The sequence below is a fragment of the Pantoea sp. Fr+CA_20 genome (assembly GCF_024520835.1).
Classification (GTDB): Bacteria; Pseudomonadota; Gammaproteobacteria; order Enterobacterales; family Enterobacteriaceae; genus Pantoea; species Pantoea allii.
In genome coordinates, this window is record NZ_JALNPN010000011.1 from 20,036 (window position 1) to 45,600 (window position 25,565).

The following is a 25,565-nucleotide window of genomic DNA, read 5'->3' on the forward strand; positions in this document are numbered from 1 at the left end:
TTTTTCCCCGATAAGTGATCTTATTATTTTTGTGATTAAAGCCATTACATTTCGTTTATCGGCAAAGATGAATTGCAGTTTATAACCTGAAGTCTTTTTTTTTAGAAAACTATCCTTTAGTTTAGTTAAAAAGTAATTTCATTGGTTATCAATAGAAAGGACAGGGTGCTGGAGCGTTGTTTGAAAAAGTGTATCGCGCGGCAGCGTTCGTTTAAATAAATTCGAATAACCAGAAAAGATGGTTTGTTCAGTGAAAAAGTCATTTCTTTTTTTATGAAGTGGGATGTATTCGTAATACTTATGCGCAACAAGAGATAAGCAGATTATCTTATAGTGTATTTATAGATGTACGTTGCCGCTTTCATCCTGAATAATGAAAGCGGCAGCGTTATTTAATAACGTAACTTTATTAAAAAGGATGGTTATCCTTTATTACCTGGCTGAGCATGGGTACCCGTTTGGGTGTGATGCATGGTTGGGTTAACAGGGCTTTCTGAATAGGTTTGGGTGTCGTAAATGACCCCCTCTTCTGCTGATTTCAGCAACATGCCTGCCTGGTAGTACTTATCCTGTTTCATCATGGCAAGCGCGTTGGAAACGTCATTTTCGGTTTGCTGCAACGGCATGAGTTCCTGCGTTTCGGTAACGGCAACCCCTGCCAGTTTCAACGCATTGAGCGCGCCTTGTTTATCTCCCGCCTTAATATGCTGGTTGGCTTGATCGATTGCGTCATTTTTCTGTTTGGAAAGTTGATAATCTTCAGAAACCGAGACGTCCGAGCCTATACGAATATAGTTATCACCTGTTATTGGGGCCTTTTTGTCGTAGCGAATATACCTGGTCCAGTCCACGCTATTATCTTTAAGATACGTTTCAGCCTGGGTCGCCAGCGTTTTAGCCTGCTGCGTCTGGCCATTAAATAACGCATTGCGAGAAAGCTGAATGTCATTCATCGCCTGTGCGGCCTGCGCAGACACGACTTCGTTATTTAACGTATGGCTGTCTTTGAATGATTCTGCGGCTGCGGCACCGCCGGTAAAAACGAGTACGGCTACAATCATTGAGCTAATAATCATCTTTTTCATGATAGTTATCCTCTGCATTTATGCATCCGAAAGGTGCTAACGTCATTGATTACATCGATATTGCCTTCTTACGGGTTATTACTGATTGGCAAAAATAATGCGCGGTCGTGGTCAGATATATATCGCTGCCCCTTTTTGGCTAGTGTGGAAATGATTATCCAGCACAGCATTTCTTACACAGAAATGGCCGGGCGCAGCGCCATGTAATCCATAATTTTTTACATGATGTTCGTTGTCATTATTATGAGCGAAAAACATATCGCCTAAAAAAAGCGCGTCGGTGAGATGGGAATCTTGTTGTGACTGATTTTTACACTGAGTACCGTGAAAAGAAAGCGTGATTAACGGGTTCATCATTTATCTCCTTGATGTCGTGCTGACGTCTTTACTTAACACCCGGAAGATATTTAAGTGTGATTATGAGTTTGCATAAACATGTCAGCGTTACATTTGATGATTTTATTTATGATTACATATCAAGTGGTTATCAGAATGCTGTTGTTACAGGCCGCCTGTTCTTTAAAAAAGCAAAGCTTTCTATAGATGAAAACGTACAGGCTGACATCTGACCAACGCTTCACGCGATACCTCTGTGACCATCCTGAGGCTCGCCGGGACAATGTAAACGCCCTGACGTTATCCCTTAAGATTTTGTCGTGTGCTGTTTCTGACGCCGTTAAGGGTGAGAAATCCTGTCGACGCCGGTTTTGTCCGCGTCTCATCGTCTTTTCAACATGCTGCTTTACACAATGTATAGCACTGGCAAAATAGACATTTCCCTTTCCAGTTATCCCTATGTCTGAAGAAGCCCTGCGGCAGCAAATCGCGAATTTAAAAAAACATAACGCACGGTTAAAGCGTATTGCGCACGATGCCCGTAATAAATTAAGCGCCGCACTGGACGGCACGGGGTTGTGTCTGTGGCAGTTGGATATTCCCAGCGGCAAGCTGGTTATCTTTAACCGACGCTGGGGATCGATGCTGGGCTTTCAGCCTAAAGAGGTCGGTGCGCATTTCGATGTATGGAAATCCTACCTGCATCCGGACGACGCCAGCGATGTGTTAAAGGCTTTCTACGATCACATCGATGGGAAAGCGCCTTTCTATGAGGCGTTGCATCGCATGATTGGCAAAACGGGCAAAATTACCTGGGTACTGGATCGCGGTCGTGTCAGCGAATGGGATGAGCAGGGAAGGCCCACTAAAGTGACGGGCACCCACATTGATATGACCAAAGAGAAACAGTACGAAGAACAACTGGCCACGCTGGCTATGCACGATCCACTTACGCAGTTAACCAATCGCCATGCGTTAATCAACCATTTCCGCGAGATGAAAACGGACGTAGCCTTTTGTATTGCCTTTATTGATTTAGATAACTTCAAATATGTTAACGACACCTTAGGTCATCGCAGTGGTGACGACGTCCTGATTCAACTCAGCCAGCGCTTTATCGCGGCCTGTCCGGCGAATGTCATCATTGGCCGTCTGGGGGGCGACGAATTTGTTTTACTGATTCCTTTTGCGTTGTCTCATCCGCTCACAGAGAAGCTCACCGACGCTTGCCTGGAGGCAGCCTTACAGCCTTTTGAAGTGGCCAACGGCAGCGCCTCAATTGGCGCATCCATCGGCGTGGTTCAGGTTGAATACCCGGAGAACTTTAACAGCGCACTGGCACGCGCGGATGCGGCCATGTACAGCATCAAGAAAAATGGCAAATGCGGCGTAGCGCTGTCACACGAGGGTTATCTGTAGCGTCCTCTGTTTGCAAATGTTGCTGGGCCTGGCATTAAGGTAAGCGAAGACAATAAGGTTGCTCAGTTGCTGTCAGCAAATGCTCCAGCTCGTAACAACAGACAGAAAGAACCCGTCTCTGTAGCAGCTAAGTATCAGTATGAAAGTCATGGTCAGGTTATGCAGTGGTCAGGCAGAGGTCGTTTACCACTGGATCTGGAACAAATGCTGTTAAACGGAACCCGTCTTGCGTCTCTACTCATTACTTATACTCAAGAAGATGAAGATAAGGCAAAAGATCGTCAGATTAAGCTTTTTGTGCAGAAAGGTAACAATCCTGAGTTGCTGAAAGCGCCTTTAGACGGTTTTAAGCCCGTTTCAAACACTATCCCTTCAGCTGCTACTGAGAAGGCAAAAGAGGCTGTAAAGCCCGCTCCTACAGCGGCTAAAGGTATGTTTGCTTATGAAGACGGGGCTGTGAAGCTTCATACCTGGAACGGAAAGAAAGCTATGCCCAGGCACTTCAGGATCTGGTTAAAGGCGGTGAGACTCTTGAAAGCTTCCTCGCAGATGCAACAGATGAAAACATTGCACAGGCAAGAGAGATTGAGCACAAACTACTGAAAGACTGATACCCATAACGACGTGCAAGAGGCATCCTGTAGGGTGCCTTTTTTATGAGCAATGGTTTATCATTGGCTTGTTGGTAGGTTAAACGGATTAAATAACATGGAACCAATAATTGTTTATTCGACACAGAAAAAATTTAACGATTCAAATTCTGATGATATGAAATTCGGGGATTTGACTGATTCATTTCTGCAAAATCGTTTGAACCTTCGGGATGTTTCGACTGTAGTAAATCCGTATACTCTCGAACTTTTAACGCCTTTCAACCATCCACAAAGCCGCTTCTACTCGCCTACTCCTGGGAAAAAAATTAGTAAACAAACGTGTGCGAAACTGATGTTTGAGGATCTAAAAAAACTAACGCTTCCTTTCTCTTTTTTTGGTCCTTACAAAGGAATCATTAAACAGATGTTCGATCATATGCAAATGTCGAACGGAAATAGCTTCAAAAATGCGAGCCTGAATGCTGCACTAAACCATAATATCATTTCTGATAAAAGTTTAAATAGCAGCCTTAAAAGAATAAAAGAAATACTTGATAAAAATATAAATTACGATAAAAAAACACTCCCTAATGAGGCTATACCACAAATAGCGATAAATATTAAAAGTAGCATACTACCAAAATTCACAAGAACTCAGGATAGCTTCAATGGACTGGGTTTAGCGGTTCATGATACATACAGCACTGAGATTTCAATTGTAGAGCTTGCAATAAGTCAAAACGAATACACAGCTAAAATAAAATATAAAGTTCAAGACCATTTTGGTTTAGATCAAGATGATGTCAGGAACTGGAAATTCAACCAGTTCTATTTCTTTAAGACTTGGTTTGTATTACAAAGATCTGTGAATTTCGGATTTAGACCATTCTTTACAGATATGGAAACTTATGTGACTATCAAAGGCAATTCAAATGGTTAACAAAAAATATATTATAGCTATCTTCATAATCGTAATTGCTGTAGGTTTTTACCTGGAAGTTTTACGAAAAACAGAAATCATCGTCGTAGATCAAGAGCTAAATTTTTCGAATATTGCAGTTAAAAACTTCCCGCTAACAGAAAACGGTAAAATCGCCTGGTGGAATGAAAATAAAGAATATTTGAGAAAAAAATATGACATACCAAAACCTGCAAGCAACGGAGATTGGTATGTGAATATTTGGGATTATGGCGATGGATTCAAATCAAAACCTAAAGGTGATATAAGAGTATTTAACTCTGAAACACAAGATATGATGTGTTTTGATAGTAATGAAAATAAATGCATTGATAAAAAAATGATTATGAGAGTTGAAAATAACAAAGACGGGACAATAAGCATTGAAACAGGAAACGATAAGAAAAATATTAAGTGAAAACAAAATAAAACCTCTGTTCCGCATTGGAACATTTTCCCCCCTCTGCCAAACTTGTCAGGTATCGCCCTCTGCCACGGCTGTCGCGGTAACGTTATTCGCGCTGGCCTGAAGAGTCATGACTTTCACCCATAGCGAGGCACTTATGAGTCTGTTTAAAAGCAAAGATGGCTTTAATCTTTATTACAAGGACTGGGGAAAAGGTCAGCCGGTTCTCTTTAGCCACGGCTGGCCGCTGGATGCAGATATGTGGGATAGCCAGCTTAACTTTCTGGCTGAACGGGGCTATCGCGCCATCGCCTTTGACCGTCGCGGCTTCGGGCGTTCCGATCAACCCTGGGAAGGCTATGACTACGACACCTTTGCTGAAGATATTCATAGTCTGATTGAGCACCTGCAACTCAGCGACGTAACGCTGGTCGGTTTCTCGATGGGCGGCGGTGATGTGTCGCGCTATATCGGTAAGTACGGTACCGCTAAAGTCAAAAGCCTGGTGCTGCTGGGTGCGGTTACGCCGATTTTCGGCAAAACAGACGATCACCCAGAAGGGGTGGAAAAAGCCGTTTTCGACGGCATTAAACAGGGGCTACTCAAGGATCGCGCGCAGTTTATTAACGAGTTTGCTGCGCCGTTTTATGGCACGAACGCCGGTCAACAGGTTTCTGACGGTGTATTAACTCAGACCTTAACGATTGCGTTAATGGCTTCCCTGAAAGGGACGCTGGACTGCGTGACCGCTTTTGCTGAAACGGACTTCCGCTCGGATCTTGCGAAAGTCGATGTGCCAACGTTAATCATCCACGGCAGCCACGACCAGATCGTGCCTTTTGAAGCAACCGGTAAACTGGCCCATGCGCTGATAACCGGCTCGGAACTTAAGATCTATGACCAGGGTCCGCATGGGTTTGCAGTGACGCATCAGGATCAGCTTAATCAAGATTTACTGACGTTCCTGCAAAAGTAGCAGGGCAGAATAGTCCGAAAAGAACGCCCGTCAGGGCGTTTTTTTTATTTTCCTACGCTTCGCTTATTTAAAACGCTCTCTTTATCTTTTTCTCTCTTTTCTGACCCGGTCATTTTGCTAATTGATGTCTGGTTGATTATTAAATGATCTGCTTTTTATCAGTATCTTAATAATAAACGAATTTACCGCTTCGCTTATTTTCATCCGATGAAATATTTTGATAAAGGAATTTGCGTTATCACGCCTGGTTAAATAGATCATTTATTGATCAGATTGACGATGTCAGGCGCAATCATCACGTTGTTACGCTTCGCTTTAAAAGAAAAACAGAGTGGACTTTTTAATGAATCGATCGATTAATACAGGCTGGAAGGTGCCGCTGCCACACAGTGGGCACCTGATGCGGTTTAGTTGAGTTTCTGCTTTAAATAGTTTCATCACTAAAGAATGAGAGGAAAGTTCTTCACAAACCATGACCAGAAATGTGATGCCTTTTCTCAAACATCATGCTTGATAAGGTAAGTTTTATGACTACATTTATTTCTGGCACCCTTTAGCTGATGTAACTTCAACTGTGCTGTTTGAATAATGAAATTTGAGGAGAACACAGAATGACGCAATATCGTGGTGGGGCGGGTAATTTTGCTGCAGACAAAGAACGTGCAGCAGAAGCGGGACGTAAAGGTGGTCAAAACAGCGGTGGAAACTTTAAGAACGATCCGCAACGCGCTATTGAAGCAGGTCGGAAAGGTGGTAAAGTCAGTCGCCGGAGTTAATGATTAATTAACAATGAGTTAATCATTATCTTTGTGCACTGAAAAGCTTAACGTTTCTTCGAAACAGATAAACCTTCCAGTGTAATTCGTTGTGTCAATCATCTCTGGTGTGAGATTGCGTTAATCTTGCCGGAAAGGAAATTCCTTTCCGGTATTTTTTATCTTGTCGTCCGATATCAAAAAAATCACAAATTTAAAAAAATGGAACCTGAGTCCAGCGGGCGGAACGTTTTTATTTAAAGCGTGGATTAAGTTGTACGGTTTATTGATTTTTTGTACAGGTTTGTCGTTATTGATGAAAAATCATTCTTTGACCGAAGATAAATTAAAAGAAGTAAATGACTGGTAGTAAAAGAAAAATTGCATCGGTAATGCTACTTTTGCTGTGGGTTTGTGCAAAGTTAAACGCAATTTCCGCTAATTACACTAAGGTTATATGAGAGTGAGATTTACGGTTGCTGCGCTGAAATTACGGTGTGGCTGTTTAAATAATGAGGCGCTTTTTATGACTGTTAAAACGTTAAATGATCTTTTCATCCATGACCTGTCAGATGTTTACAGTGCTGAAAAACAGATAGCCCGGGCGCTGCCAAAAATGGCCCGCGCAGCCAGTGATGAAAATCTTATCGCTGCGTTCAATCAACATCTTGAAGAGACACGCGGGCAAATTGAGCGGCTTGATGAATTAGTCGACATCACGCCCGAGGTTAAAATTAAACGTATGAAGTGTCATGCGCTTGAAGGGTTGGTGGAAGAAGCGCAGGAGATTATTGAGTCTGTTGAAAAGGGTGAAGTACGCGATCAGGGATTGATCGGGGCGGCGCAGAAAGTTGAGCATTATGAGATTGCTACCTACGGCACCCTGCATGCGCTGGCACTGAAGCTGGGCTACACCAAAGCGGCAAAGCTGCTGGCTCAAACGCTTGAGGAAGAAAAACAGACCGATGAAAAACTGACCGGCGTTGCACAGGCCATCAGCACGGTTAAAGGAGCATCAAAATGACGACGGCGATTGAAAATTATCATGACTGGCTTCGTGATGCTCACGCCATGGAAAAGCAGGCTGAGAGCATGCTGAGTAAAATGGCGGGCCGTCTGGAGCATTATCCGGCGTTGGAGCAGCGCCTGGCACAGCATCTGGATGAAACCAAACATCAGCTCAGGCTGCTGGAGCAACTGCTGGAACGCCACGATATTGACCATTCCATTATGAAAGACGTGATGGGAAAAATGGCGGCAATGGGGCAGGCGATTGGCGGTATGTTTACCCCTGACGAAGTCGTGAAAGGCGCAATGAGCGGCTATGTGTTCGAAAACGCAGAGATTGCCAGTTACACCAGTCTCATCGCGGCAGCGGAGCAGGTAGGCGACAGCGAAGGTGTCAGAGTGCTGACAGAGATTCGCGACCAGGAAATTGCGATGGCTGAATGGCTGTTCCAGCATTTGCCGGAGGTGACTCAACAGTTCCTGCAGCGCTCAGCCCAGCCAGGTGTAGAAGCGAAGAAATAACGTGACTACGCGCTGACGGGTATAAAAAAAGCCGGGACAGATTCCCGGCTTTTTTGCGTCTGTTCGGTACGGCTGGCGGTTAATCAGCCATCAGGTGACCATACATCGCCATCAGACGACGCGTTACCCCGTTTGTCCAGCCAAACCCGTCCTGTAACGGATATTCACCTCCGCCGCCCGGACGGGCACGATCGCCGCTGATATCGTACTTTTCTACCAGTTTATGGTGCAACTGATAGAAGTTATTCACCGTGTTCAGCCAGTTAACGGCAATTTCATTCGCCAGCGTCTCTTCCCCGTAGTTATTCAGGCCGACGACGGCCATCCACTGCATAGGGGCCCAGCCGTTCGGTTTGTCCCACTGTTCACCGCTTTCCACCATTGAGGTCAGCAGGCCGCCGTTACTGAGCAGCAGGTGACGCAGGGCGATAGCCTGCAGGTGTGCCTGGTAAGGCGTAGCCAGACCGACAAACAACGGCACCACGGCGGCGGCGGTAAAGGCTCCGAAGCGTGCACGACGCCAGTCGTAATCGCGGAACACGCCTGCCGTGCTGTCCCATAAATAGCGGGTAATTGCCCGCTTGCGCGCCTCGGCCTTTTTCTGCCAGGCCAGGGCGGTAAGCTCTTCGCCTTTGGCATGAGACAGCGTGGCTATCATCAACTCAAGCTTGTATAACAACGCATTGAGGTCGATGGGGATAAACTGCGTGGTACGAATGCTCGCCAGGCGTTTGGGATTACGTAGCCAACGCGACGAATAATCCCATCCGGACGCGGCACCTGCGCGCAGATCCCGATAAACTTCGCTTGCCGGACGCTTTGAAAGACGAGCCGTTTCCACATCTTCGATCCAGGACTCATCGCGCGGGGTATCCCGGTCATCCCAGTAGCGGTTCAGCAACGAGCCGTCAGGCATACGGACCACATGGCGGTAAGCCTGGTTTGGCATCAGCGAGCCCGCACCGTCCATCCAGAACTGATACTCTTTCATGAGTTGATCCAGATAGCGCTGTGAACCCTGCACGCCGTCCTCTTCAAACAGCTCCACCATCAAGGCAAACACCGGTGGCTGTGAACGACTGAGATAATAGGTACGGTTACCGTTTGGCACATGACCGTAGTTATCGATCAGCCAGGCGAAGTTGTCCGCCATATGGCGCAACAAATCGTCACGGCCCGATTCAGCCAGGCCGAGCATGGTGAAGTAGGAATCCCAATAGTAGGTTTCACCGAAGCGTCCGCCGGGCACCACGTAGGGCTTAGGCAGCGGCAGCAACGAGGAGTGCGGCATATGCTGTTGCGGCATTTTGGTCAGAACCGGCCACAGATCGTCGATATGCTCGTTGAGCGTTTTATCGGGATTTGAGACGTAAAAGCTTTCGTTAATGCCTGGCATATAAAAATGCTCAGTAACGAAACGCGACAGATCAAAGTCCTTGCTGCGCTTTTGACGGCGATAGCGCATCAGAACATCCAGTGGATCATACTTGGGCGAACAATCGGGAAAGGTTTTGCTGTCCTCGAAAATGCCCGACATCTGGACGGCTTCAAACAGCTCAAGATAGCGATCGGCAGGCGTCAGCGCATCCGGAGCCGGTAAGCCTTCGATCAGCTCTGGCTCAGGTTCAGAATCCTGCATGCGGTCCAGCTTCAGTTCATGGGGATCGTATTGATACTCAACTTCCGCCCCGGCACGATTCTCTTCGAATGCATTGAGTTGCTGGCGATAAGTATTAATAACGGCCTCCTGAGCGAACGGGGTTGCACAAAAGAGAAATTATAGACCTCTCGCAGGCAGGAACAACAATGCAGATTGTCTATGAACGTAATAAAAATTGTCGATTAATCGTATGCATTGAATAAAACACAGTCAATTCAACCAAATATGACCAGTTTTGCATTAAATGCATTTCAGATGAATCTCTTAGGATATAACTAAATAAATTTTGATCATCGCCAGCGGGCATGTTTTTGACCTGCGTAGCCGTCAAAATACACAGAAGTGTCAGGATAAAGCAAAATGGTGCGAACAACCCCGCTAAGGACAATTCCGTGGTGAAACCTTACATCTTACGACCTCTCGCTGAGCAGGATGTGTCGGCATTCCGTGCTATCAGACTGGATGCGCTCAGGCGTCATCCCGACGCCTTTGGCGCGGATTACGATCGCGAGCGTCAGCAGTCGGACGCTTTTTTTGCGGCAATGCTACGTGAAAACCGTATGCTGGCGGGCATCGATGACCAGGGCCAGACAGCTGGCATCGTCGGCGTGCGCTTTAATGCAGGCGTGAAACAGCGGCACGTCGCCACGCTCTGGGGGATGTATGTGCGTCCTGAATGGCGGGGCAGCGGGCTGGCGAAGGCGCTGCTCACGGCTGCGATAGCGGAAGCCCATGAATGCCACAGCCTGAAACTCGCCGTGAGCGCCACCAACATCGCGGCTGCCAGGCTGTACCGCTCGGCGGGGTTTCAGACCTACGCGACGGATGTTGCTGCGCTTTATGTCAACGGCGTTTTTCACGATACCTTGCTGATGCGGCGGGATGCTGAACCTGAGCGCTAAGCCTGTAACCTGTGCTGAACAAACGGGCAATACAGGGCGGCGGTCAGAACGGGCTGATACTGAACAGACGCTGCAGTGCCGCTTTGCCGCTGTCCGTTACAACAAGCTCCCGGTATCCCGGTGCCTGCATCAGCCAGTGCTTTTGCAGCAGAAAGCGTAACAAAGCGGCACCCACTTCACCCCCGGCATGAAAGCGTCTTTCACTCCAGTCCAGGCAGGGACAGCATGCTTTTCGTCGGGAACGAGGGGCAAGCACGATGCCCGCCTTGTCAAAGTTCGCCGTGCCGCACGGCGTTAAGGCTGTGCCGTCTGACGTTATCCAGCCTGCCGATTGCAGAAAATCATAGATTTCGACCGCAATCTCACCGGCCAGATGGTCGTAGCAGGTGCGGGCTCGCCTCAGCCGGTTTGGCGTCGTGGTTTTAACGGCGTTACCGGGCTTAACCGAAACGCCCATCAGGTTTTCCAGTAGCCCGGCGACCTCGCGATCGGCCAGGCTGTAGTAGCGATGCCTGCCCTGCACCACACAGACGATCAGGCCGGTATCAAGCAACTTATGCAAATGACCGCTGGTGGTGGACGGGGCGATGTCGGCAACCACGCTTAGCTCAGTGGCGGTCCATGCCCGGCCATCCATTAGTGCACAGAGAATATGCATTCTGGATGCATCCGCCATCGCGGTGGCGACCGCAGACATGCTGGTCTCCAGTGAAGGCGGATGATCTTGTTGATGCCGGGAAGGGATCAGTTTCATGCTGTCGCTAATGTCCATTTTCGGGTGACGTCACCAGCCCGCTCATCATCATCGGTGATCAGGATCAGTCGGTTACTGTGATCGCTGTATTGAACCAGTATAGTAATGCCATTTTCCGCAATGACCCGCGCAATTTCACCCAGTTCTCCCGGCTGTTCCTGCGCTAACTTCCTGATCAACGGTTTTTTGAGCTCTCTGACATCGAAACCGGCGTCAGACAATAACTGATGTGCTTTGGGACCCTCTTCAACAAGAAAATGCGCGTGGCTCTCGTGCGACGTTGTAAAAACGCCACCGCCTTCCAGCCCAATGCCATGCTGGCCGAGCAGGGTGCCAAATGATGAAAGCGCCCCCGGTGTATTACTGAACACGACGTGAATATCAAACATGATCGTGCCCCTCTGGCCCTGAATAGTCCCGAATGAGCTGGACAACGCGTATCTGGTAATGGGCAAAAATGCGTTTTTTACCTTCTTCCTGTGCCGACTGATGCCGCGTGTTTTCCCGCCAGTTTCTTACCGCACTCTCATCCTCCCACCACGATAACGATAAAACCTTACCGGGCGCGCTCAGGCTCTGAAATCGTTCGATCCTGATAAACCCCGGTATTTCGGCCAGCGCGGGTGTCAACTCAGCCGCCAGCGCAAGGTAGCGTTGTTGCGCTGCGGGCAGTGCCTCTGCTTCAAAAAGAACAGCAATCATTTTGGATCTCCATGAGTAAACATGCAGGCAGTTTACGCACGGCAAAATGTCTTACTTCGGCGTGTACCGAATCATGGTTTACGCCGCGCGGGCAAGAGGCGATAAGGATGCAGGCATCAGGCGCAATCAAGACAAGATCGCCGTCGTCTGCCGGTTATCCTGCTCCGGTAGACGACGGCGTCGTTAGCGAGTAAAGTGGGGGTTAGCGGGTCGACCTTAGCCTTTTGCCAGCGTCGCGCGAATCACGTCCTGATAAGCGGTGGTGGGGCGACCAATAAGCTGGCTCAGCGTGCGCGAGTCATCGAACAGCCCGCCCTGAGCAACACCGACGTCGGAGTCCGCCAGTAAGTCCGCCAGCGGTGCCGGTAAACCTGCGGCTTTCAGCGCTGCGGCAAACTCCGCCTGCGGCAGGTTCACGTAATCGACTTTTTCTCCGCTTTGTGCCGCAATTTCAGCGGCAAATTCAGCCAGGGTGTAACTGTTATCGCCTGCCAGCTCGTACACTTTTCCGGCCTGATCGTCACGAACCATCACTTCGGCCGCTGCCTCAGCATAATCCTGGCGCGCAGCAGAAGAGATTCGTCCTTCGCCCGCAGCACCAAGGAACACATGATGTGCCAGGGCTGGCGCGATGCTGGCGGCATAGTTTTCGGTGTACCAGCCGTTGCGCAGCAGGGCGTAAGGCATACCAGAGGCTGCCAGCATGGCTTCGGTCGCGCGATGCTCAATGCCAAGTGAGAGCGGAGAAGTATCAGTATGCAGCAGGCTGGTATAGGCAATAAATTTCACGCCTGCGGCTTTGGCTGCGTCTATCACGGCGCGGTGCTGAGCTTCACGTTGGCCCACTTCACTTCCCGAAATCAGCAGTACTTTATCTACCCCTTTAAAGGCGGCCGCTAAGGTCTCAGGTTTGTTGTAATCCGCTTCACGCACTACAACGCCCAATGCGGCAAGGTCACCGGCTTTAGCGGGCGAGCGCACGGTGGCAACAATGTGGTCTGCAGCAATTTTTTTGCGTAATGCTTCTATGACTAAACGGCCCAGCTGGCCAGTCGCACCAGTAACAGCGATCATTGGGTAACTCCTTTAACATAGCGGTTGGTGAAAAACAGCCTAAGCGATAAACTAACTTTTAGTAAGTACTTACAGAATTGTTAGCGTGGAGTGATATAACTAAATGTCTGAAAAAATGAGTGAAAGATTTAAACGCGGTGAGCTGTTGCACGTTAACTGTCCGTCACGTGACCTGTTAAAGCGCATTACCAGCCGCTGGAGCGTGTTAATCCTGCTGGCGCTGAAAGATAAAACGCTACGGTTTAGCGAATTACGGCGGACGGTGGGCGGCGTGAGTGAACGCATGCTGGCACAGAGCCTGCGCTACATGGAAGAAGACGGTTTTGTGCAGCGTATTGCCTATGACGTGGTGCCTCCGCATGTGGAGTATCGCCTCACGCCATTGGGCCTGGAAGTGGGGGAGCAGGTGGTCGGCCTGGCCGACTGGCTAGAAGAGAATGTTGATCGCATTCTGTCTCATCGTGAAAAAGACGCCACCGGGGAATAAATTGTCACCCTGAACGGGGCGCGTTTGCCTGTCAGGTGCCGCGCCAGCCTGGCCATAGCCGATTACGCAGAGTAAAGGCTGCACCGCAACTGACCGGCATGAACAACCGGCCAGCGCCACAGGGGAGGTTGTTCGCTGGCATTTTTTAACATCGTTTTTACTAATGCGGTTATTTCAGCGAGCTATCGGGAAGAAATAATGACTTTTGGTTTTAGCGGATAGTTCTTTATTTACATACTGCGTTAAATTTTAACATAAATAGCAAACTGGCCTGTGCTGAATGGCGCGAGTAAACGCTTATTTATTCTTGGTTAAATATGTCCCGAACGGGCAAAAACCGTCAGAGAGAGAAGATAAGATCACTATCCTGCTAACAATATAAAAAACAAGTAATTTTATTGTGGGATGTAGATTTTTACCGGATTTAAGCCAGCCGGGAAAGGCTGAATAACAGAGAAAAACAGCGAGTTGCGAGGTTTTTTTTACCCAGTACAGCCTGACGGGAATGTACTTTTTTAGCCTCTAATTTAATAACAAAAATGTCACATTGCGGCGCTGTAATTAACTTTTTATTGTTGTTTTTCAAATAAAAGATCTTTCAACAAAAAAATGATCTAAATCAAAAAATACTGTTATAGTTTTTACATATCTGATTGTCTCTGTTTTACCAGGGCGAAGCGTTTTACATTCGCCATGGAATTTTTCTGTGCAATGGAATGACGTTCTTTGTACATAAGTTGTTAATTATAAGTAACTATATGGTGTTCTATGTGGCAAAGAGGTAAGCAATGTTTGGATTAGATGCCTTTCATCTCGCCAGGATTCAGTTCGCATTTACTGTTTCCTTCCATATTATCTTTCCCGCCATCACGATCGGCCTGGCCAGTTTTCTGGCTGTGCTGGAGGGAATGTGGCTAAAAACGCATAATCAAACCTATCGCGATCTCTATCATTTTTGGTCGAAAATCTTTGCGGTGAACTTCGGTATGGGCGTGGTTTCCGGGCTGGTCATGGCGTATCAGTTTGGCACCAACTGGAGTGGTTTTTCTCAGTTTGCGGGCAGTATTACCGGCCCGTTGCTGACCTACGAAGTGTTAACGGCGTTCTTCCTGGAAGCCGGTTTTCTGGGTGTGATGTTATTCGGCTGGAACCGCGTCGGTCCCGGCCTGCACTACTTTGCGACCTGCATGGTGGCGCTCGGCACGTTAATTTCCACGTTCTGGATTCTGTCCTCCAACAGCTGGATGCAAACGCCGCAGGGCTACCTGATTCAGAACGGCGTTGTCGTGCCGGAAGACTGGTTTAAAATTGTCTTTAACCCGTCGTTCCCTTATCGCCTGTTACATATGTCTGTGGCGGCCTTTCTGGCCAGTGCCTTCTTTGTGGGCGCTTCTGCAGCCTGGCATTTACTCAAAGGCAATGACAATCCCGCCATTCGTAAGATGTTCTCAATGGCGTTGTGGATGGCGCTGATTGTGGCACCGGTTCAGGCCATGATTGGGGATGCGCACGGGCTGAATACCCTGGAACACCAGCCAGCAAAAATTGCGGCTATCGAAGGCCACTGGGAAAACCCGCCGGGTGAAGCGACGCCGCTCATTCTGTTTGGTGTGCCGGATATGGAAGAAGAACGCACTAAGTATGCGCTGGAGATTCCTTATCTTGGCAGCCTTATTCTGACGCACAGTCTGGATAAGCAGGTACCGGCGCTAAAATCCTTCCCGAAAGAAGATCGTCCAAACTCAACCATCATCTTCTGGTCATTCCGTGTGATGGTAGCGCTGGGCCTGTTGATGATTACGCTGGGGGTGGTCAGCTTGTGGTTACGCTTTAAAGGGCGCCTGTATGAGTCGCGTCCGTTCCTGTGGTTTGCCTTACTGATGGGGCCATCGGGCCTGATTGCCATCTTAGCCGGCTGGTTTACCACAGAAATTGGCCGTCAGCCGTGGGTCGTTTATGGCGTACAGCGCACTATCGATGCGGTATCGCCGCATGGCGAAATGCACATGAGTATCAGCCTGCTCGCCTTTATCCTGGTTTACTCCTCCGTCTTCGGTGTGGGTTATCACTATATGATGCGGTTGATTAAGCAGGGTCCGGTGACGGGCGAAGGCGATATCGTTGAAACGGGTGGCCCCGGCCAGATCAAAACGCCATCACGTCCGCTCTCTGCTGCCACTCACCAGAATGAGGAGCGTTGAGATGGTTGATTACTCTGTTATCTGGTTCGCGATTATCGTTTTTGCTGTCCTGATGTATATCGTGATGGACGGTTTCGACCTGGGCATTGGCCTGCTGTTTCCTTTCAATAAGGATGCAGGCGAGCGCGACATGATGGTGAATACGGTTGCGCCGGTCTGGGATGGTAACGAAACCTGGCTGGTGCTGGGTGGTGCGGGCCTGTTTGGCGCGTTCCCCCTGGCCTACGCGGTTATTGCGGATGCGCTTTCTATCCCGCTCACCGCCATGCTGATTGGGTTGATTTTTCGCGGCGTGGCCTTTGAGTTCCGTTTTAAGGCCGTCGAGCATCACCGGGCATTTTGGGACAAGTCGTTTATCGCCGGTTCGCTGCTGGCGACCTTTAGCCAGGGCGTTGCGGTAGGTGCCATGCTGGACGGTATTCCGGTATCCGGCCGTAGCTTTGCAGGTTCCACGATGGACTGGCTGGCCCCGTTCCCGCTGTTCTGCGGCGTCGGACTGGTGGTGGCCTATGCATTACTGGGCTGTACCTGGCTTATCATGAAAACCGAGCATGAGCTGCACCGTAAAATGTCCGCACTGGCAACGCCGCTGCTCGTGGCACTGCTGGTCATTATTGGCGTGATCAGCATCTGGACACCCTTTACCCACCATAACATTGCGCACCGCTGGTTCAGCATGCCGAATCTGTTCTGGTTCCTGCCGGTGCCCGTTCTGGTGCTGCTGTGTGCCTGGGGACTGAGAAGCGCCATCAAGCGTGAGGCGCATTATTCGCCTTTCCTGCTGACGCTGGCGCTGATTTTCCTGGGCTTCTCAGGTCTGGGAATCAGTATCTGGCCGAATATTATTCCGCCCTCGGTTTCTATCTGGGATGCTGCTTCTCCGCCACAGAGTCAGGCATTTATGCTGGTGGGCAGCCTGCTGATTATCCCGATGATCCTGGGCTACACCTTCTGGAGCTATTACGTGTTCCGCGGAAAAATCAAAGCAGACGAAGGATACCATTGATATGCAGACCCAGGTCAGCAGCAAAGAACGTCAGAATGAAACCCGGTCGCCGTGGTGGAAACGCGTGCTGTGGCTGGTGGTTATCTATGGGGCAAGTGTGCTGGCACTCGGTGTGGTGGCCACGCTGTTCAGAATGATGATGACCGCCGCTGGCATGCGCAGCCACTAAGCTTCACCCACTGCGTACCGAAACCGGGGCAGGATATCGTACCCGGTTTGCTCTGTTCTTCTGTTATCGGCCAGCCTTCGGGCTGGCTTTTTTAATAGTAACCCAGGCAATTAATGCGCTTTTCGCCGTCCATCCTGACGTTTACCCTGCGCTTCATTACATTTTGTAAGGCTTTTTGTTACTCTTTTATGACGAATTTCCCCCTCTTTTTCTGTTCATACATCAATGCTAAGTCAAACCATAAAAAAACAGCATATTAATGATTTAGTCGACTGGATTGAGGCCAACCTGACCAACGACATTAATATCGACCAGATCACCCTCAAATCCGGCTACTCAAAATGGCATATGCAGCGTTTGTTCAAGGAGATGACCGGACAAACACTGGCCGCCTATACGCGAAAACGCCGGCTCACGCTCGCCGCCATGGCACTGCGACTGACCCGCATGCCGTTGATTGATGTTGCGGTGCGTTTCGGCTTTGAAAATCAGCAAAATTTTAATCGTGTCTTTAAAAACCATTTCACGATGACGCCGGGGGCTTTCCGACGCCTCAGAGTCTTACCTGTGCGCCATTTTCACGGACGCATTGCCCAGCGCGCGCCAGTAAAACAGGTGTTACTGACAGTACGTGAAGAGGCGTTGCAGTTACAGGGCGAGACGCTGGAGTGGGAGTGCAGGTACGGCGACTATATTAGCGATCGCCATCATCGCGTTGCCGAACAGGTTCGTCATTTTGTCCTTGCACATCAGGGAACTGCACACGGCTGGCTGGGGTTTCAGTACGGTCCGGGAAGCAGCGCTGTTGAACAGCAGCACATCAGTCTGTTTCGCGGGGTTGAGGTGCAGCCAGCGGCTGATGTCCATCAGGATAAGCCGGTCCGCACGGTTGAGCCTGGCCTGTATGCCAGCCTTACGTGGAGCGGTACGCCGGAACAACTCACGCGTTTTATCGCGGATATTTATTATCTGCATTTGCCCAAACTGGGCGTTGCCTGCCGTCCGGGGATGGATTTACTGTGCCTGGATTTAGCCCGGTGCACAGCTGACAACATTGAAGGCGTATTTTCCATCCCGGTAACGCAATGCTGAATGCACATTACGTGCGCCATACTGTGATAAAGCGCACGATTTTATAAGCAGGTAATCTGGCGAGGCGTAAAATTCTCCCTGAAGCTCACTGAGGAGCCACTACGACGGCTTTTATTTCTCTGAGCTGGAATATTCACCTGCTTTCTGCGCCTTATCAGGCTAAAAACTATGATTAAACTTTCCCAGATATCAGCAATGCTGCTGGCTATCGCGCTGTCTGTGGCTCCGGCTCTGGCTGGCGCGCAAATGGCCGATCCTGTCAATGTGCCAACAGGTTTGCACCCTGGCTCGCAGGGCACGCATAACGAGATACTCGGTGACAGCTCTCTGCCTCAAAGCAGCGGACAAAACCCGGTTCGATAACAACGTTATTGCCGTCAGTTCTCTTAAAAGGTGCGCAAGCGCCTTTTTTGTTTTTACACGCCCGCTTCTTCTTCCCTTTCGCTCCCTCTCTTCATAACCGATCGCATTTTTGGTCATTGTTCTTAAGATATATCATAGCTATTCTGAGCCGCTAACATGAGAATGATTTCTATTTACTCAGGCCGCGCGAAAACCATCCCCGCTCGCACAGCCGCGTTTCCGGAGAGTTACCGTGCATACATCTTATCCCCGTCGTTTACCTGAACGCGTACGTAACGAACTGCGCTTTCGTCGCATCCATGTGGCCGCAAAAACCAGGCTCGCCGACACGTTTTGGCGCATCGTCTTCACAGGTGACGACCTGATGGGCTTCAACTCCCCAGGTTTTGACGACCATATTAAGGTCTTCTTTCCCTCCGCTGACGGCGCAGCGCTGGCACTGCCGACGATCAACGAGGACGGTATTCAGTGGCAAGACGGATTGCGGCCGGTAGCGCGCGACTATACGCCACTGGCGTTCGACGGCCAGTCATCGCTGACGCTGGATTTTTACAGTCATGAAAGCGGCGTCGCCAGTAACTGGGCAGCGCAGGCGCAGGTGGGTGATACCTTAATCATCGGTGGTCCGCGTGGTTCTTTGCTGGTGCCGACAGATTATGCTTTTCAGCTTTATGTGTGCGATGAAACCGGGCTGCCAGCGTTTAAGCGCCGCAGCAGCACAGTAAAGGCAGAGGCGCTGCATCTGTTTGCCTACGCCGATGAGGCCGCCGGGCGCGCTTACCTGGCGGATACCGGCAATGCAGAGATCAGCTGGCTCGGCAGGGGTAACATGACGTTGGCGGATTTACCACAGCTCACTGCTGCACTGGATAAGATAGTGATTCCGCAGCACGACGCCTTTATCTGGCTCACCGGAGAAGGGCAGTTCGTGAAACAGCTGTGTGACTATTTCACCACGCAGCGCGGGGTTGACGCTGATTGTGTGCGTGCCGTGGCTTACTGGCATCAAAAGTAAGTCTTCTTCTGCTAACTGGATTTACGTGACCTGCTGTTGATTGAATTTTGCCTGACGGCCCACTACCATCAGGCTCTTTCCACTGACTCAGGCAGAGAATGAAAATGGATTCGGCACATTCAGGGCAGAGTAACCACGATGCGCATTCGGAGCCGTGCAGTGGACGTCGCAAGCGCCGTGAAAAAATGTTGGATGCGGGCGAGATCCGTCTGTTGATGCTGCATTTTATCTCGCAGCGCGCCACGCATGGTTATGAGCTGATTAAATGTATTGAGGAGCTGTCAAAAGGCGAGTATTCGCCCAGTCCTGGCATCATTTATCCCAATCTGACATGGCTGGAGGAGATGGACGCCATTCATATCCATGATCCTCTCGCCGCGCGTAAGGCTTTTGTGCTGACCGAAACGGGCCATGCCATGCTAAAGCGCGATGCCGCATTGCTATCTCGCCTGATGAAGCGTTTGTCATCCCTTGCGGTTCTGGTCAATAACCGCAGCATACCGGAGATTGAGCAGGCTATTTATCACTTCAAAAGTGCCTTAAACACTCGCCTGGCGCAGCAGGAGATTACCGATGAAACCCGGGAAAAAATTGTTGCGGTGCTGAAGACTGCGGCAGATGAAATCAACCGCAGTTAATGACTGAGGCTGGTGATCAGCTGTCGTCAGATTTATTTTTATCAATGTGCCCCAGCGAACGCTCCGGGAAACAGATATCCCTTACCCGCTGCTTAAGCGTCTGGGCATCGGGGAATCCGCCATCGCGTTTGCGTTCCCACAACAGATGCTCATCCAGGGTAATTTCAAATACACCGCCGGTGCCCGGACGCAACGTCACGCTGGCTAAGTCCTGTGCAAAGGTTTGCAGCAGTTCCTGCGCCATCCAGGCGGAGCGCAGCAGCCAGTTACATTGGGTACAGTAGTGGATGACGATCACGGGTTTTTGCATCTTTCCCTCTCTTTCTTATTCGTTAACGCTCAGACCAGCAGGCGCTATTAGCGTGCGCGTCCGGCTGTGCTGTTACGCATGGGTTTCTTGTCTTGATGTTTTGTTGCTAACCCTGACGCGAATCCTCACCCGTGGCAGACAGCAGCGCAAACCTTAACCCATCGCCAGCCGAAACGGTACAGGTAAGCGCCTGCGTTTATTCTGATAAAACATCAGATTAGCTGTTTCAGGTTGTGTGGTTTCGGCCATACTTCACTCATGGCAGGAAACAAAGGAAAACCCATGATGAAACTTAATGAGGCCGCAGCGTTACTGGGGCAGCAACTTTTATCCTCTGGTCTTCGTCTGGCGACGGCGGAGTCCTGCACGGCAGGATTAATCAGCATGACGCTGGCTGCAGTCGAAAACAGTGGCGATTTTTTTACCAGCGGTTTTGTGACCTATAGCGAAAGCGCCAAGGTACGACTGCTTGGCGTCAGCGAGGACACGCTGGAAAAACATACGGCGGTAAGCCGGGAAACCGTATGCGAAATGGCTCGGGGTGCGCGTGAGCGCTCTGGTGAGCCGGTCAGTCTGGCTATCAGCGGCTATGCCGGGCCGGACGGCGGACAGGATGGCACCCCCGCAGGTACGATTTGGGTAGGATGGGCCTTGCCGGGCGGTGACGTCATCGCCCGCTGTCAGCACTTTTCCGGTGAGCCGAAAGCGGTGATGGAGCAGGGGACGATCTGGGCGATTCAGGGGCTGAGCGAATTACTGACGCGCCCGCCTTCGTCGCTCCAGACCGTAAAAGAGCATTAAGCGCAGTCGACGATCAGACGGCCCCGGATTTTGCCATCCAGCAGGTCCTGTGCGCCCTGGCACACTTCACTGAGCGGGATGACTGTTGTCATCTGGCTCAGTAACGCATCATCCAGAAGCTGCCCCAGCCGCTGCCAGGCCTGTTGTCGCAGCGGTTTAGGGCACATCACGCTGTCTACGCCTGCCAGCGTCACGCCGCGCAGAATAAAGGGCGCGACGCTGGTGGGCAGATCCAGCCCTTGTGCCATGCCGCAGGCCGCCACCACGCCGTCACGCTGCATTCCGGCCAGCACATTGCTCAGCGTGTGGCTGCCGACGCTGTCGATGGCGGCGGCCCAGCGCTCTTTACCCAGTGGCTTGCCGGGTTGGGTCAGTTCGGCGCGATCCATCACCGCGGTGGCCCCCAGGGTGGAGATTAAATAGGCTTCATCGCTGGCCCGTCCGCTGGAGGCGATTACCTCATAGCCAAGCTTTGCCAGTAAAGCAACGCTGAAGCTGCCGACGCCTCCGCTGGCACCGGTGACTAAAACCGGACCGCTACCGGGCTTAACGCCCTGTTTTTCAAGCGCCAGCACGCACAACATGGCGGTAAAACCCGCCGTTCCAATTGCCATGGTATTCAAGGGTGTCAGCGTATCCGGCAGCGCGACCAGCCAGTCGCCAGACACGCGGGCTTTCTGTGCCAGCCCGCCCCAGTGTTTTTCCCCAACGCCCCAGCCGGTGAGCAGCGCCGCATCGCCTTCTTGCCAGTCAGGATGGCGGCTTGCCGTGACGTGTCCGACGAAATCAATCCCCGGCACCATTGGGAACTGGCGCACAATCGGCCCTTTATTGCAGATTGCCAGCGCGTCTTTGTAGTTGAGGGTGGAATAGCTTACGTCGAGGGTGACGTCTTGATCGGGTAATTGTGTTTCGGAGAGTTCTTTGAGTTGAGAGCGGTAACCCTGTTCGTCATTGTCGATGACCAGTGCCTTAAACATGCAGCCTCCGTCAGGCGTAAGAATAATCAGGCAAGTTTACGCCGGATACGCCGATTGCGGTAGGCACTGGACCGACAAGTGCGCGACGTGCCGCAATTTGGTGGTGTTCCAGTACAGGCTGATGAAGGTGCTGCCGTATTTGCATATTGCATAATTTTGCATTAATTACAGAAACTTAATCGGTTGGTTATGAACGTTTTAATTGCAATTAAATGATATTTAAGGCTTTTTTATTTTGTGTTTATTGACCTGATATTTAAAGTTGTCGGGTTGTTCCTGCCGGTAAAAAATGACATTATGACCGCCACTTTTTTCTTGCCACCGCCCGCTAACAGAGGACGCTATCATGTCCGGTTCAATGCGCATCCGCACTTGTTCCCACTCGCCTGAGCTGGCGCGTGAACTGTTCCTCGTCGTCATGCCAGTTACACACACATCGTTCACTATGCGGTGAGGCCAATCGGGCCGCAACTGTTGGACATGAGTAAGGACTACTCTTTACTGATGTCTATCGGTCTATCGCGTCAGACATTATTCGCCGGGGAAATTTCCCTATTGCCGTGCCTCAGGCACCCACTCCCTGACTGTTAGGGATTTGTGTTATGACACCACTTAAAATTGCTGCCAGCGCTGCTGTTGCGCCTAATCTGACCCTGAATACTGCGCGCGACGTGGTTACGCTGGATAATACTGATTTTACCGATGTGGCGGCTGTGGTCGTCTCGCTGGCTGATACACGCAGTGGCGTGCTGGCGTTGTTGCGTCACACTGGTTTTAATTTACCGGTGTTTGTTGCCAATGCCTTTGAAGAAGAGGTGATGCACCTGCCTGGCGTCACGGGTGAACTGAATGGCGAGCCGCAGGATTGGGTGGCATTGGAAACCGCCGCTCAGGCTTATGAAGCCGCATTATTGCCGCCGTTTTTTGAAACTCTGACGCGTTACGTCGACATGCAAAACAGCACGTTTGCCTGTCCCGGCCATCAGGGCGGTGCGTTTTTTAAAAAGCATCCTGCAGGTAAGCAATTTTTTGATTTTTATGGCGAAAACGTTTTTCGATCGGACATGTGTAATGCCGACGTTAAGCTGGGCGATCTGCTGATCCATGAAGGCTCGGCGAAGCATGCACAAAAGTTTGCTGCCAAAGTGTTTAATGCGGATAAAACCTACTTTGTGTTAAATGGCACTTCAAGCGCGAATAAAGTGGTCACCAATGCTTTACTGACGCGCGGTGATTTAGTGCTGTTTGACCGCAATAATCATAAATCCAACCACCATGGTGCGCTGATCCAGGCAGGGGCAACGCCTGTTTATCTTGAGGCTGCCCGTAATCCGTTTGGCTTTATTGGCGGCATTGATGCGCACTGTTTTGACGACGGCTATCTGCGCGAACAGATCCAGAAAGTCGCACCTGAGCGGGCCAACGACGCGCGTCCATTCCGGCTGGCGATTATTCAGCTAGGCACCTACGACGGCACGGTCTACAACGCGCGTCAGGTGGTGGATCGCATTGGTCATCTGTGTGACTACATTCTGTTTGACTCGGCCTGGCTGGGCTATGAGCAGTTTATTCCGCTGATGGAAGGTTGCTCTCCGCTGACGCTTGAGCTTAATGAAAACGATCCCGGCATTTTTGTTACCCAGTCAGTGCACAAGCAGCTGGCGGGCTTTTCGCAGACCTCGCAGATTCATAAAAAAGATAACCATATTCGTGGGCAAAAGCGTTTCTGCCCGCACAAGCGGTTGAACAACGCATTCATGCTGCACGCATCAACCAGCCCGTTTTATCCGCTGTTTGCCGCACTGGATATTAACGCCAAAATGCATCAGGGCGAGGCGGGACGCCGTATGTGGGATGAGTGCGTGATGCTGGGCATTGAAGCGCGCAAAGCGATCTTTGAGCGTTGTGAAATGATCCTGCCTTTCGTGCCGGAAATCGTCAATGGCGAGCGCTGGCAGGATGCGCCAACGGAAGCGATCGCACGCGATCTTAACTATTTTAGCTTCGAACCTAACGCTAAATGGCACGGTTTTGCCGGATACGATCGCGATCAGTACCGTGTCGATCCTTGCAAGTTGCTGCTGACCACACCAGGCATTGATGCTGCCAGTGGCGAATACGCTGATTTCGGTATTCCAGCGACCATTCTGGCGAACTACCTGCGTGAGAACGGCATCGTGCCGGAAAAATGCGATCTCAATTCCATTCTGTTTCTGCTAACGCCAGCAGAAAGCCCGGAAAAAATGGCGATTCTGGTCGCGATGTTGGCGCAGTTTGAGCAGCATGTTAAAGACGATACGTTGCTGGCTGAAGTGCTGCCCACGCTTTACCGTAAAAACGCCAAACGCTACGCGGGTTACACCTTGCGCCGTTTGTGTCAGGAGATGCATGACCTGTACGTGAGCTTTAACGTAAAAGATCTGCAACGCATGATGTTCCGCGAGCAGGGTTTGCCGCAGGTTAAAGTGAACCCACAGGATGCGCATCAGGCTTATATTCGTGGTGAAGTTGAGCTGGTACCGATTGCAACGGCAGAAGGGCGTATTGCGGCGGAAGGCGCACTGCCTTATCCACCCGGCGTACTTTGTGTGGTACCGGGTGAAGCATGGGGCGGGGCGGTGCAGCGCTATTTCCTGGCGCTGGAAGCGGGCATTAACCAGTTGCCTGGTTTTTCTCCGGAGTTACAAGGGGTTTACACCGAGGAAGATGCCGACGGACGTAAGTATCTGGTGGCGAATATGATGGTGCAATGAGGCATGGTTTTTTGCCTGGCGGCGGAGGGCTTTCATGGAGCTGACGTTCGGAAGCTCTGAGAAGGTTTCGCTCGCCAGGCGGCAGGGAGTTTCAGTTTGCCCCGTGCGGGCGACCGACAAGGGGCCGCCAATCGCCGCGGCCCCTTGACCCCGGGCTCCCGTCCTGCCCACCCGCCGCTGCGCGGTGCCTTCGCTGCTTCAGGATTTCTGCCGGACCGCCAGGACGCGCCGTCCCTGGCGCGGCCCGGCTCTCGCCGACGTCCTGTCGGCTCATCCGGAAATCCCTCATCCGCTCAGCGGTCGGGAAGGCCGGCCAACTCCCCCGCTTCGATATCTGTAGTAAAACCAACCGCGTTGCCGCTTCAGATGCAGGAAAAGCCTCCTGGCTCATCACTTTTCAATTTTTCATGTTCGTCAGGCTTTCCCATCCTGAGTTTTGATTGCGCATGTTAACAACAGGCGAAGCCAGTCTTCCGGGAAAACATTCGATCTCACAGGCGTAGGTTTTCGGAGGCATTTGGAACGCATCCTAATATATTGAGATAAAGATATTTTTCTGTTCCCTAAACGTCCGCATTCATTTAACCGCACGCAGTCAAT

28 protein-coding genes are annotated in these 25,565 nt (G+C 50.5%); 19 read left to right on the top strand and 9 right to left on the bottom strand.

The window, feature by feature from the left end:
* Nucleotides 1-422 precede the first annotated feature (422 nt).
* Nucleotides 423-1,085, bottom strand: coding sequence for a YfdX family protein (locus NR177_RS14030; RefSeq protein ID WP_145394458.1), 663 nt, complete (start codon nt 1,083-1,085; stop codon nt 423-425).
* Between the two features lie 111 nt (nt 1,086-1,196).
* Nucleotides 1,197-1,442: a hypothetical protein gene (locus NR177_RS14035; RefSeq protein WP_241568448.1), complete on the bottom strand. Its 246-nt coding sequence runs from the start codon at nt 1,440-1,442 to the stop codon at nt 1,197-1,199.
* A 438-nt stretch (nt 1,443-1,880) separates the two neighbouring features.
* Here NR177_RS14035 and NR177_RS14040 point away from each other — a divergent pair, with 438 nt between their 5' ends.
* From NR177_RS14040 to NR177_RS14075, 8 genes are all read left to right on the top strand, one after another.
* Nucleotides 1,881-2,840, top strand: a complete 960-nt coding sequence (locus tag NR177_RS14040) for a sensor domain-containing diguanylate cyclase (protein ID WP_256853105.1) — start codon at nt 1,881-1,883, stop codon at nt 2,838-2,840.
* A 66-nt stretch (nt 2,841-2,906) separates the two neighbouring features.
* The gene (locus tag NR177_RS14045; RefSeq protein ID WP_256853106.1) at nt 2,907-3,443 is read left to right on the top strand and encodes a hypothetical protein; all 537 of its coding nucleotides are present in this window, start codon (nt 2,907-2,909) and stop codon (nt 3,441-3,443) included.
* 105 nt (nt 3,444-3,548) lie between these two features.
* Nucleotides 3,549-4,373, top strand: a complete 825-nt coding sequence (locus NR177_RS14050; RefSeq protein ID WP_256853107.1) for a DUF3289 family protein — start codon at nt 3,549-3,551, stop codon at nt 4,371-4,373.
* Complete coding sequence (locus tag NR177_RS14055) at nt 4,366-4,809, top strand: DUF943 family protein (RefSeq protein ID WP_256853108.1); 444 nt, start codon at nt 4,366-4,368, stop codon at nt 4,807-4,809. The genes NR177_RS14050 and NR177_RS14055 overlap by 8 nt, the downstream gene beginning before the upstream one ends.
* A 145-nt stretch (nt 4,810-4,954) precedes the next feature.
* Nucleotides 4,955-5,773 (top strand): alpha/beta fold hydrolase, encoded by an 819-nt coding sequence (locus tag NR177_RS14060; protein ID WP_063880868.1) that lies wholly within the window; start codon nt 4,955-4,957, stop codon nt 5,771-5,773.
* Nucleotides 5,774-6,384: 611 nt separating this feature from the next.
* Entirely contained in the window at nt 6,385-6,549 is a 165-nt protein-coding gene (locus NR177_RS14065) for a general stress protein (RefSeq protein ID WP_006118264.1), read from the top strand.
* Between the two features lie 505 nt (nt 6,550-7,054).
* On the top strand, nt 7,055-7,552 hold the full coding sequence (locus tag NR177_RS14070) for a ferritin-like domain-containing protein (protein WP_063881254.1): 498 nt from the start codon (nt 7,055-7,057) through the stop codon (nt 7,550-7,552).
* Complete coding sequence (locus NR177_RS14075; protein WP_063880867.1) at nt 7,549-8,058, top strand: ferritin-like domain-containing protein; 510 nt, start codon at nt 7,549-7,551, stop codon at nt 8,056-8,058. Before NR177_RS14070 ends, NR177_RS14075 begins: the two co-directional genes overlap by 4 nt.
* A gap of 79 nt (nt 8,059-8,137) precedes the next feature.
* Here NR177_RS14075 and NR177_RS14080 read toward each other — a convergent pair whose 3' ends face one another.
* A complete protein-coding gene (locus tag NR177_RS14080; protein ID WP_096011810.1) occupies nt 8,138-9,796 on the bottom strand; it encodes an alpha,alpha-trehalase in 1,659 nt (552 codons plus the stop codon).
* Nucleotides 9,797-10,113: 317 nt separating this feature from the next.
* Between NR177_RS14080 and NR177_RS14085 the strand changes: the two genes are divergently transcribed.
* The gene (locus NR177_RS14085; protein WP_256853109.1) at nt 10,114-10,620 is read left to right on the top strand and encodes a GNAT family N-acetyltransferase; all 507 of its coding nucleotides are present in this window, start codon (nt 10,114-10,116) and stop codon (nt 10,618-10,620) included.
* 43 nt (nt 10,621-10,663) lie between these two features.
* Here NR177_RS14085 and NR177_RS14090 read toward each other — a convergent pair whose 3' ends face one another.
* The 4 genes from NR177_RS14090 to NR177_RS14105 all read right to left on the bottom strand — a co-directional run bounded on the left by NR177_RS14090 (nt 10,664) and on the right by NR177_RS14105 (nt 13,150).
* Nucleotides 10,664-11,392: a helix-turn-helix transcriptional regulator gene (locus tag NR177_RS14090; protein WP_256853110.1), complete on the bottom strand. Its 729-nt coding sequence runs from the start codon at nt 11,390-11,392 to the stop codon at nt 10,664-10,666.
* A complete protein-coding gene (locus NR177_RS14095) occupies nt 11,371-11,763 on the bottom strand; it encodes an amino acid-binding protein (protein WP_109716978.1) in 393 nt (130 codons plus the stop codon). The genes NR177_RS14090 and NR177_RS14095 overlap by 22 nt, the downstream gene beginning before the upstream one ends.
* Nucleotides 11,756-12,076 carry an antibiotic biosynthesis monooxygenase gene (locus NR177_RS14100; protein WP_256853111.1) on the bottom strand — a complete coding sequence of 107 codons (321 nt, stop codon included), beginning with the start codon at nt 12,074-12,076 and terminating at the stop codon, nt 11,756-11,758. The genes NR177_RS14095 and NR177_RS14100 overlap by 8 nt, the downstream gene beginning before the upstream one ends.
* Before the next feature lie 216 nt (nt 12,077-12,292).
* Complete coding sequence (locus tag NR177_RS14105) at nt 12,293-13,150, bottom strand: SDR family oxidoreductase (protein WP_256853112.1); 858 nt, start codon at nt 13,148-13,150, stop codon at nt 12,293-12,295.
* Between the two features lie 103 nt (nt 13,151-13,253).
* Here NR177_RS14105 and NR177_RS14110 point away from each other — a divergent pair, with 103 nt between their 5' ends.
* From NR177_RS14110 to NR177_RS14145, 8 genes are all read left to right on the top strand, one after another.
* Nucleotides 13,254-13,637, top strand: coding sequence for a helix-turn-helix domain-containing protein (locus NR177_RS14110; RefSeq protein ID WP_145394468.1), 384 nt, complete (start codon nt 13,254-13,256; stop codon nt 13,635-13,637).
* Nucleotides 13,638-14,425: 788 nt separating this feature from the next.
* Nucleotides 14,426-15,838 (top strand): cytochrome ubiquinol oxidase subunit I, encoded by a 1,413-nt coding sequence (locus NR177_RS14115; protein ID WP_063880860.1) that lies wholly within the window; start codon nt 14,426-14,428, stop codon nt 15,836-15,838.
* Nucleotide 15,839: 1 nt separating this feature from the next.
* Nucleotides 15,840-16,844, top strand: coding sequence for a cytochrome d ubiquinol oxidase subunit II (gene cydB / locus NR177_RS14120; protein ID WP_063880859.1), 1,005 nt, complete (start codon nt 15,840-15,842; stop codon nt 16,842-16,844).
* 1 nt (nt 16,845) lies between these two features.
* Nucleotides 16,846-17,013 carry a DUF2474 domain-containing protein gene (locus tag NR177_RS14125; protein WP_074181036.1) on the top strand — a complete coding sequence of 56 codons (168 nt, stop codon included), beginning with the start codon at nt 16,846-16,848 and terminating at the stop codon, nt 17,011-17,013.
* A gap of 225 nt (nt 17,014-17,238) precedes the next feature.
* Nucleotides 17,239-18,105 carry a helix-turn-helix domain-containing protein gene (locus NR177_RS14130; protein WP_109716981.1) on the top strand — a complete coding sequence of 289 codons (867 nt, stop codon included), beginning with the start codon at nt 17,239-17,241 and terminating at the stop codon, nt 18,103-18,105.
* 168 nt (nt 18,106-18,273) lie between these two features.
* Entirely contained in the window at nt 18,274-18,468 is a 195-nt protein-coding gene (locus NR177_RS14135; RefSeq protein ID WP_256853113.1) for a hypothetical protein, read from the top strand.
* Nucleotides 18,469-18,700: 232 nt separating this feature from the next.
* A complete protein-coding gene (locus NR177_RS14140; protein ID WP_256853114.1) occupies nt 18,701-19,483 on the top strand; it encodes a siderophore-interacting protein in 783 nt (260 codons plus the stop codon).
* Between the two features lie 98 nt (nt 19,484-19,581).
* Nucleotides 19,582-20,121 (top strand): PadR family transcriptional regulator, encoded by a 540-nt coding sequence (locus NR177_RS14145; protein WP_063880855.1) that lies wholly within the window; start codon nt 19,582-19,584, stop codon nt 20,119-20,121.
* 16 nt (nt 20,122-20,137) lie between these two features.
* On the opposite strand, the gene NR177_RS14150 is transcribed toward NR177_RS14145, so the two are convergent.
* Nucleotides 20,138-20,431, bottom strand: a complete 294-nt coding sequence (locus tag NR177_RS14150; RefSeq protein ID WP_063880854.1) for a SelT/SelW/SelH family protein — start codon at nt 20,429-20,431, stop codon at nt 20,138-20,140.
* Nucleotides 20,432-20,713: 282 nt separating this feature from the next.
* Between NR177_RS14150 and NR177_RS14155 the strand changes: the two genes are divergently transcribed.
* Complete coding sequence (locus NR177_RS14155) at nt 20,714-21,232, top strand: CinA family protein (protein WP_063880853.1); 519 nt, start codon at nt 20,714-20,716, stop codon at nt 21,230-21,232.
* On the opposite strand, the gene NR177_RS14160 is transcribed toward NR177_RS14155, so the two are convergent.
* Entirely contained in the window at nt 21,229-22,212 is a 984-nt protein-coding gene (locus tag NR177_RS14160) for an MDR family oxidoreductase (RefSeq protein ID WP_256853115.1), read from the bottom strand. The two genes, NR177_RS14155 and NR177_RS14160, sit on opposite strands and share 4 nt — an antisense overlap.
* Nucleotides 22,213-22,814: 602 nt before the next feature.
* Between NR177_RS14160 and NR177_RS14165 the strand changes: the two genes are divergently transcribed.
* The gene (locus NR177_RS14165; RefSeq protein WP_096011799.1) at nt 22,815-24,965 is read left to right on the top strand and encodes an ornithine decarboxylase; all 2,151 of its coding nucleotides are present in this window, start codon (nt 22,815-22,817) and stop codon (nt 24,963-24,965) included.
* The last annotated feature ends 600 nt before the right edge of the window (nt 24,966-25,565 follow it).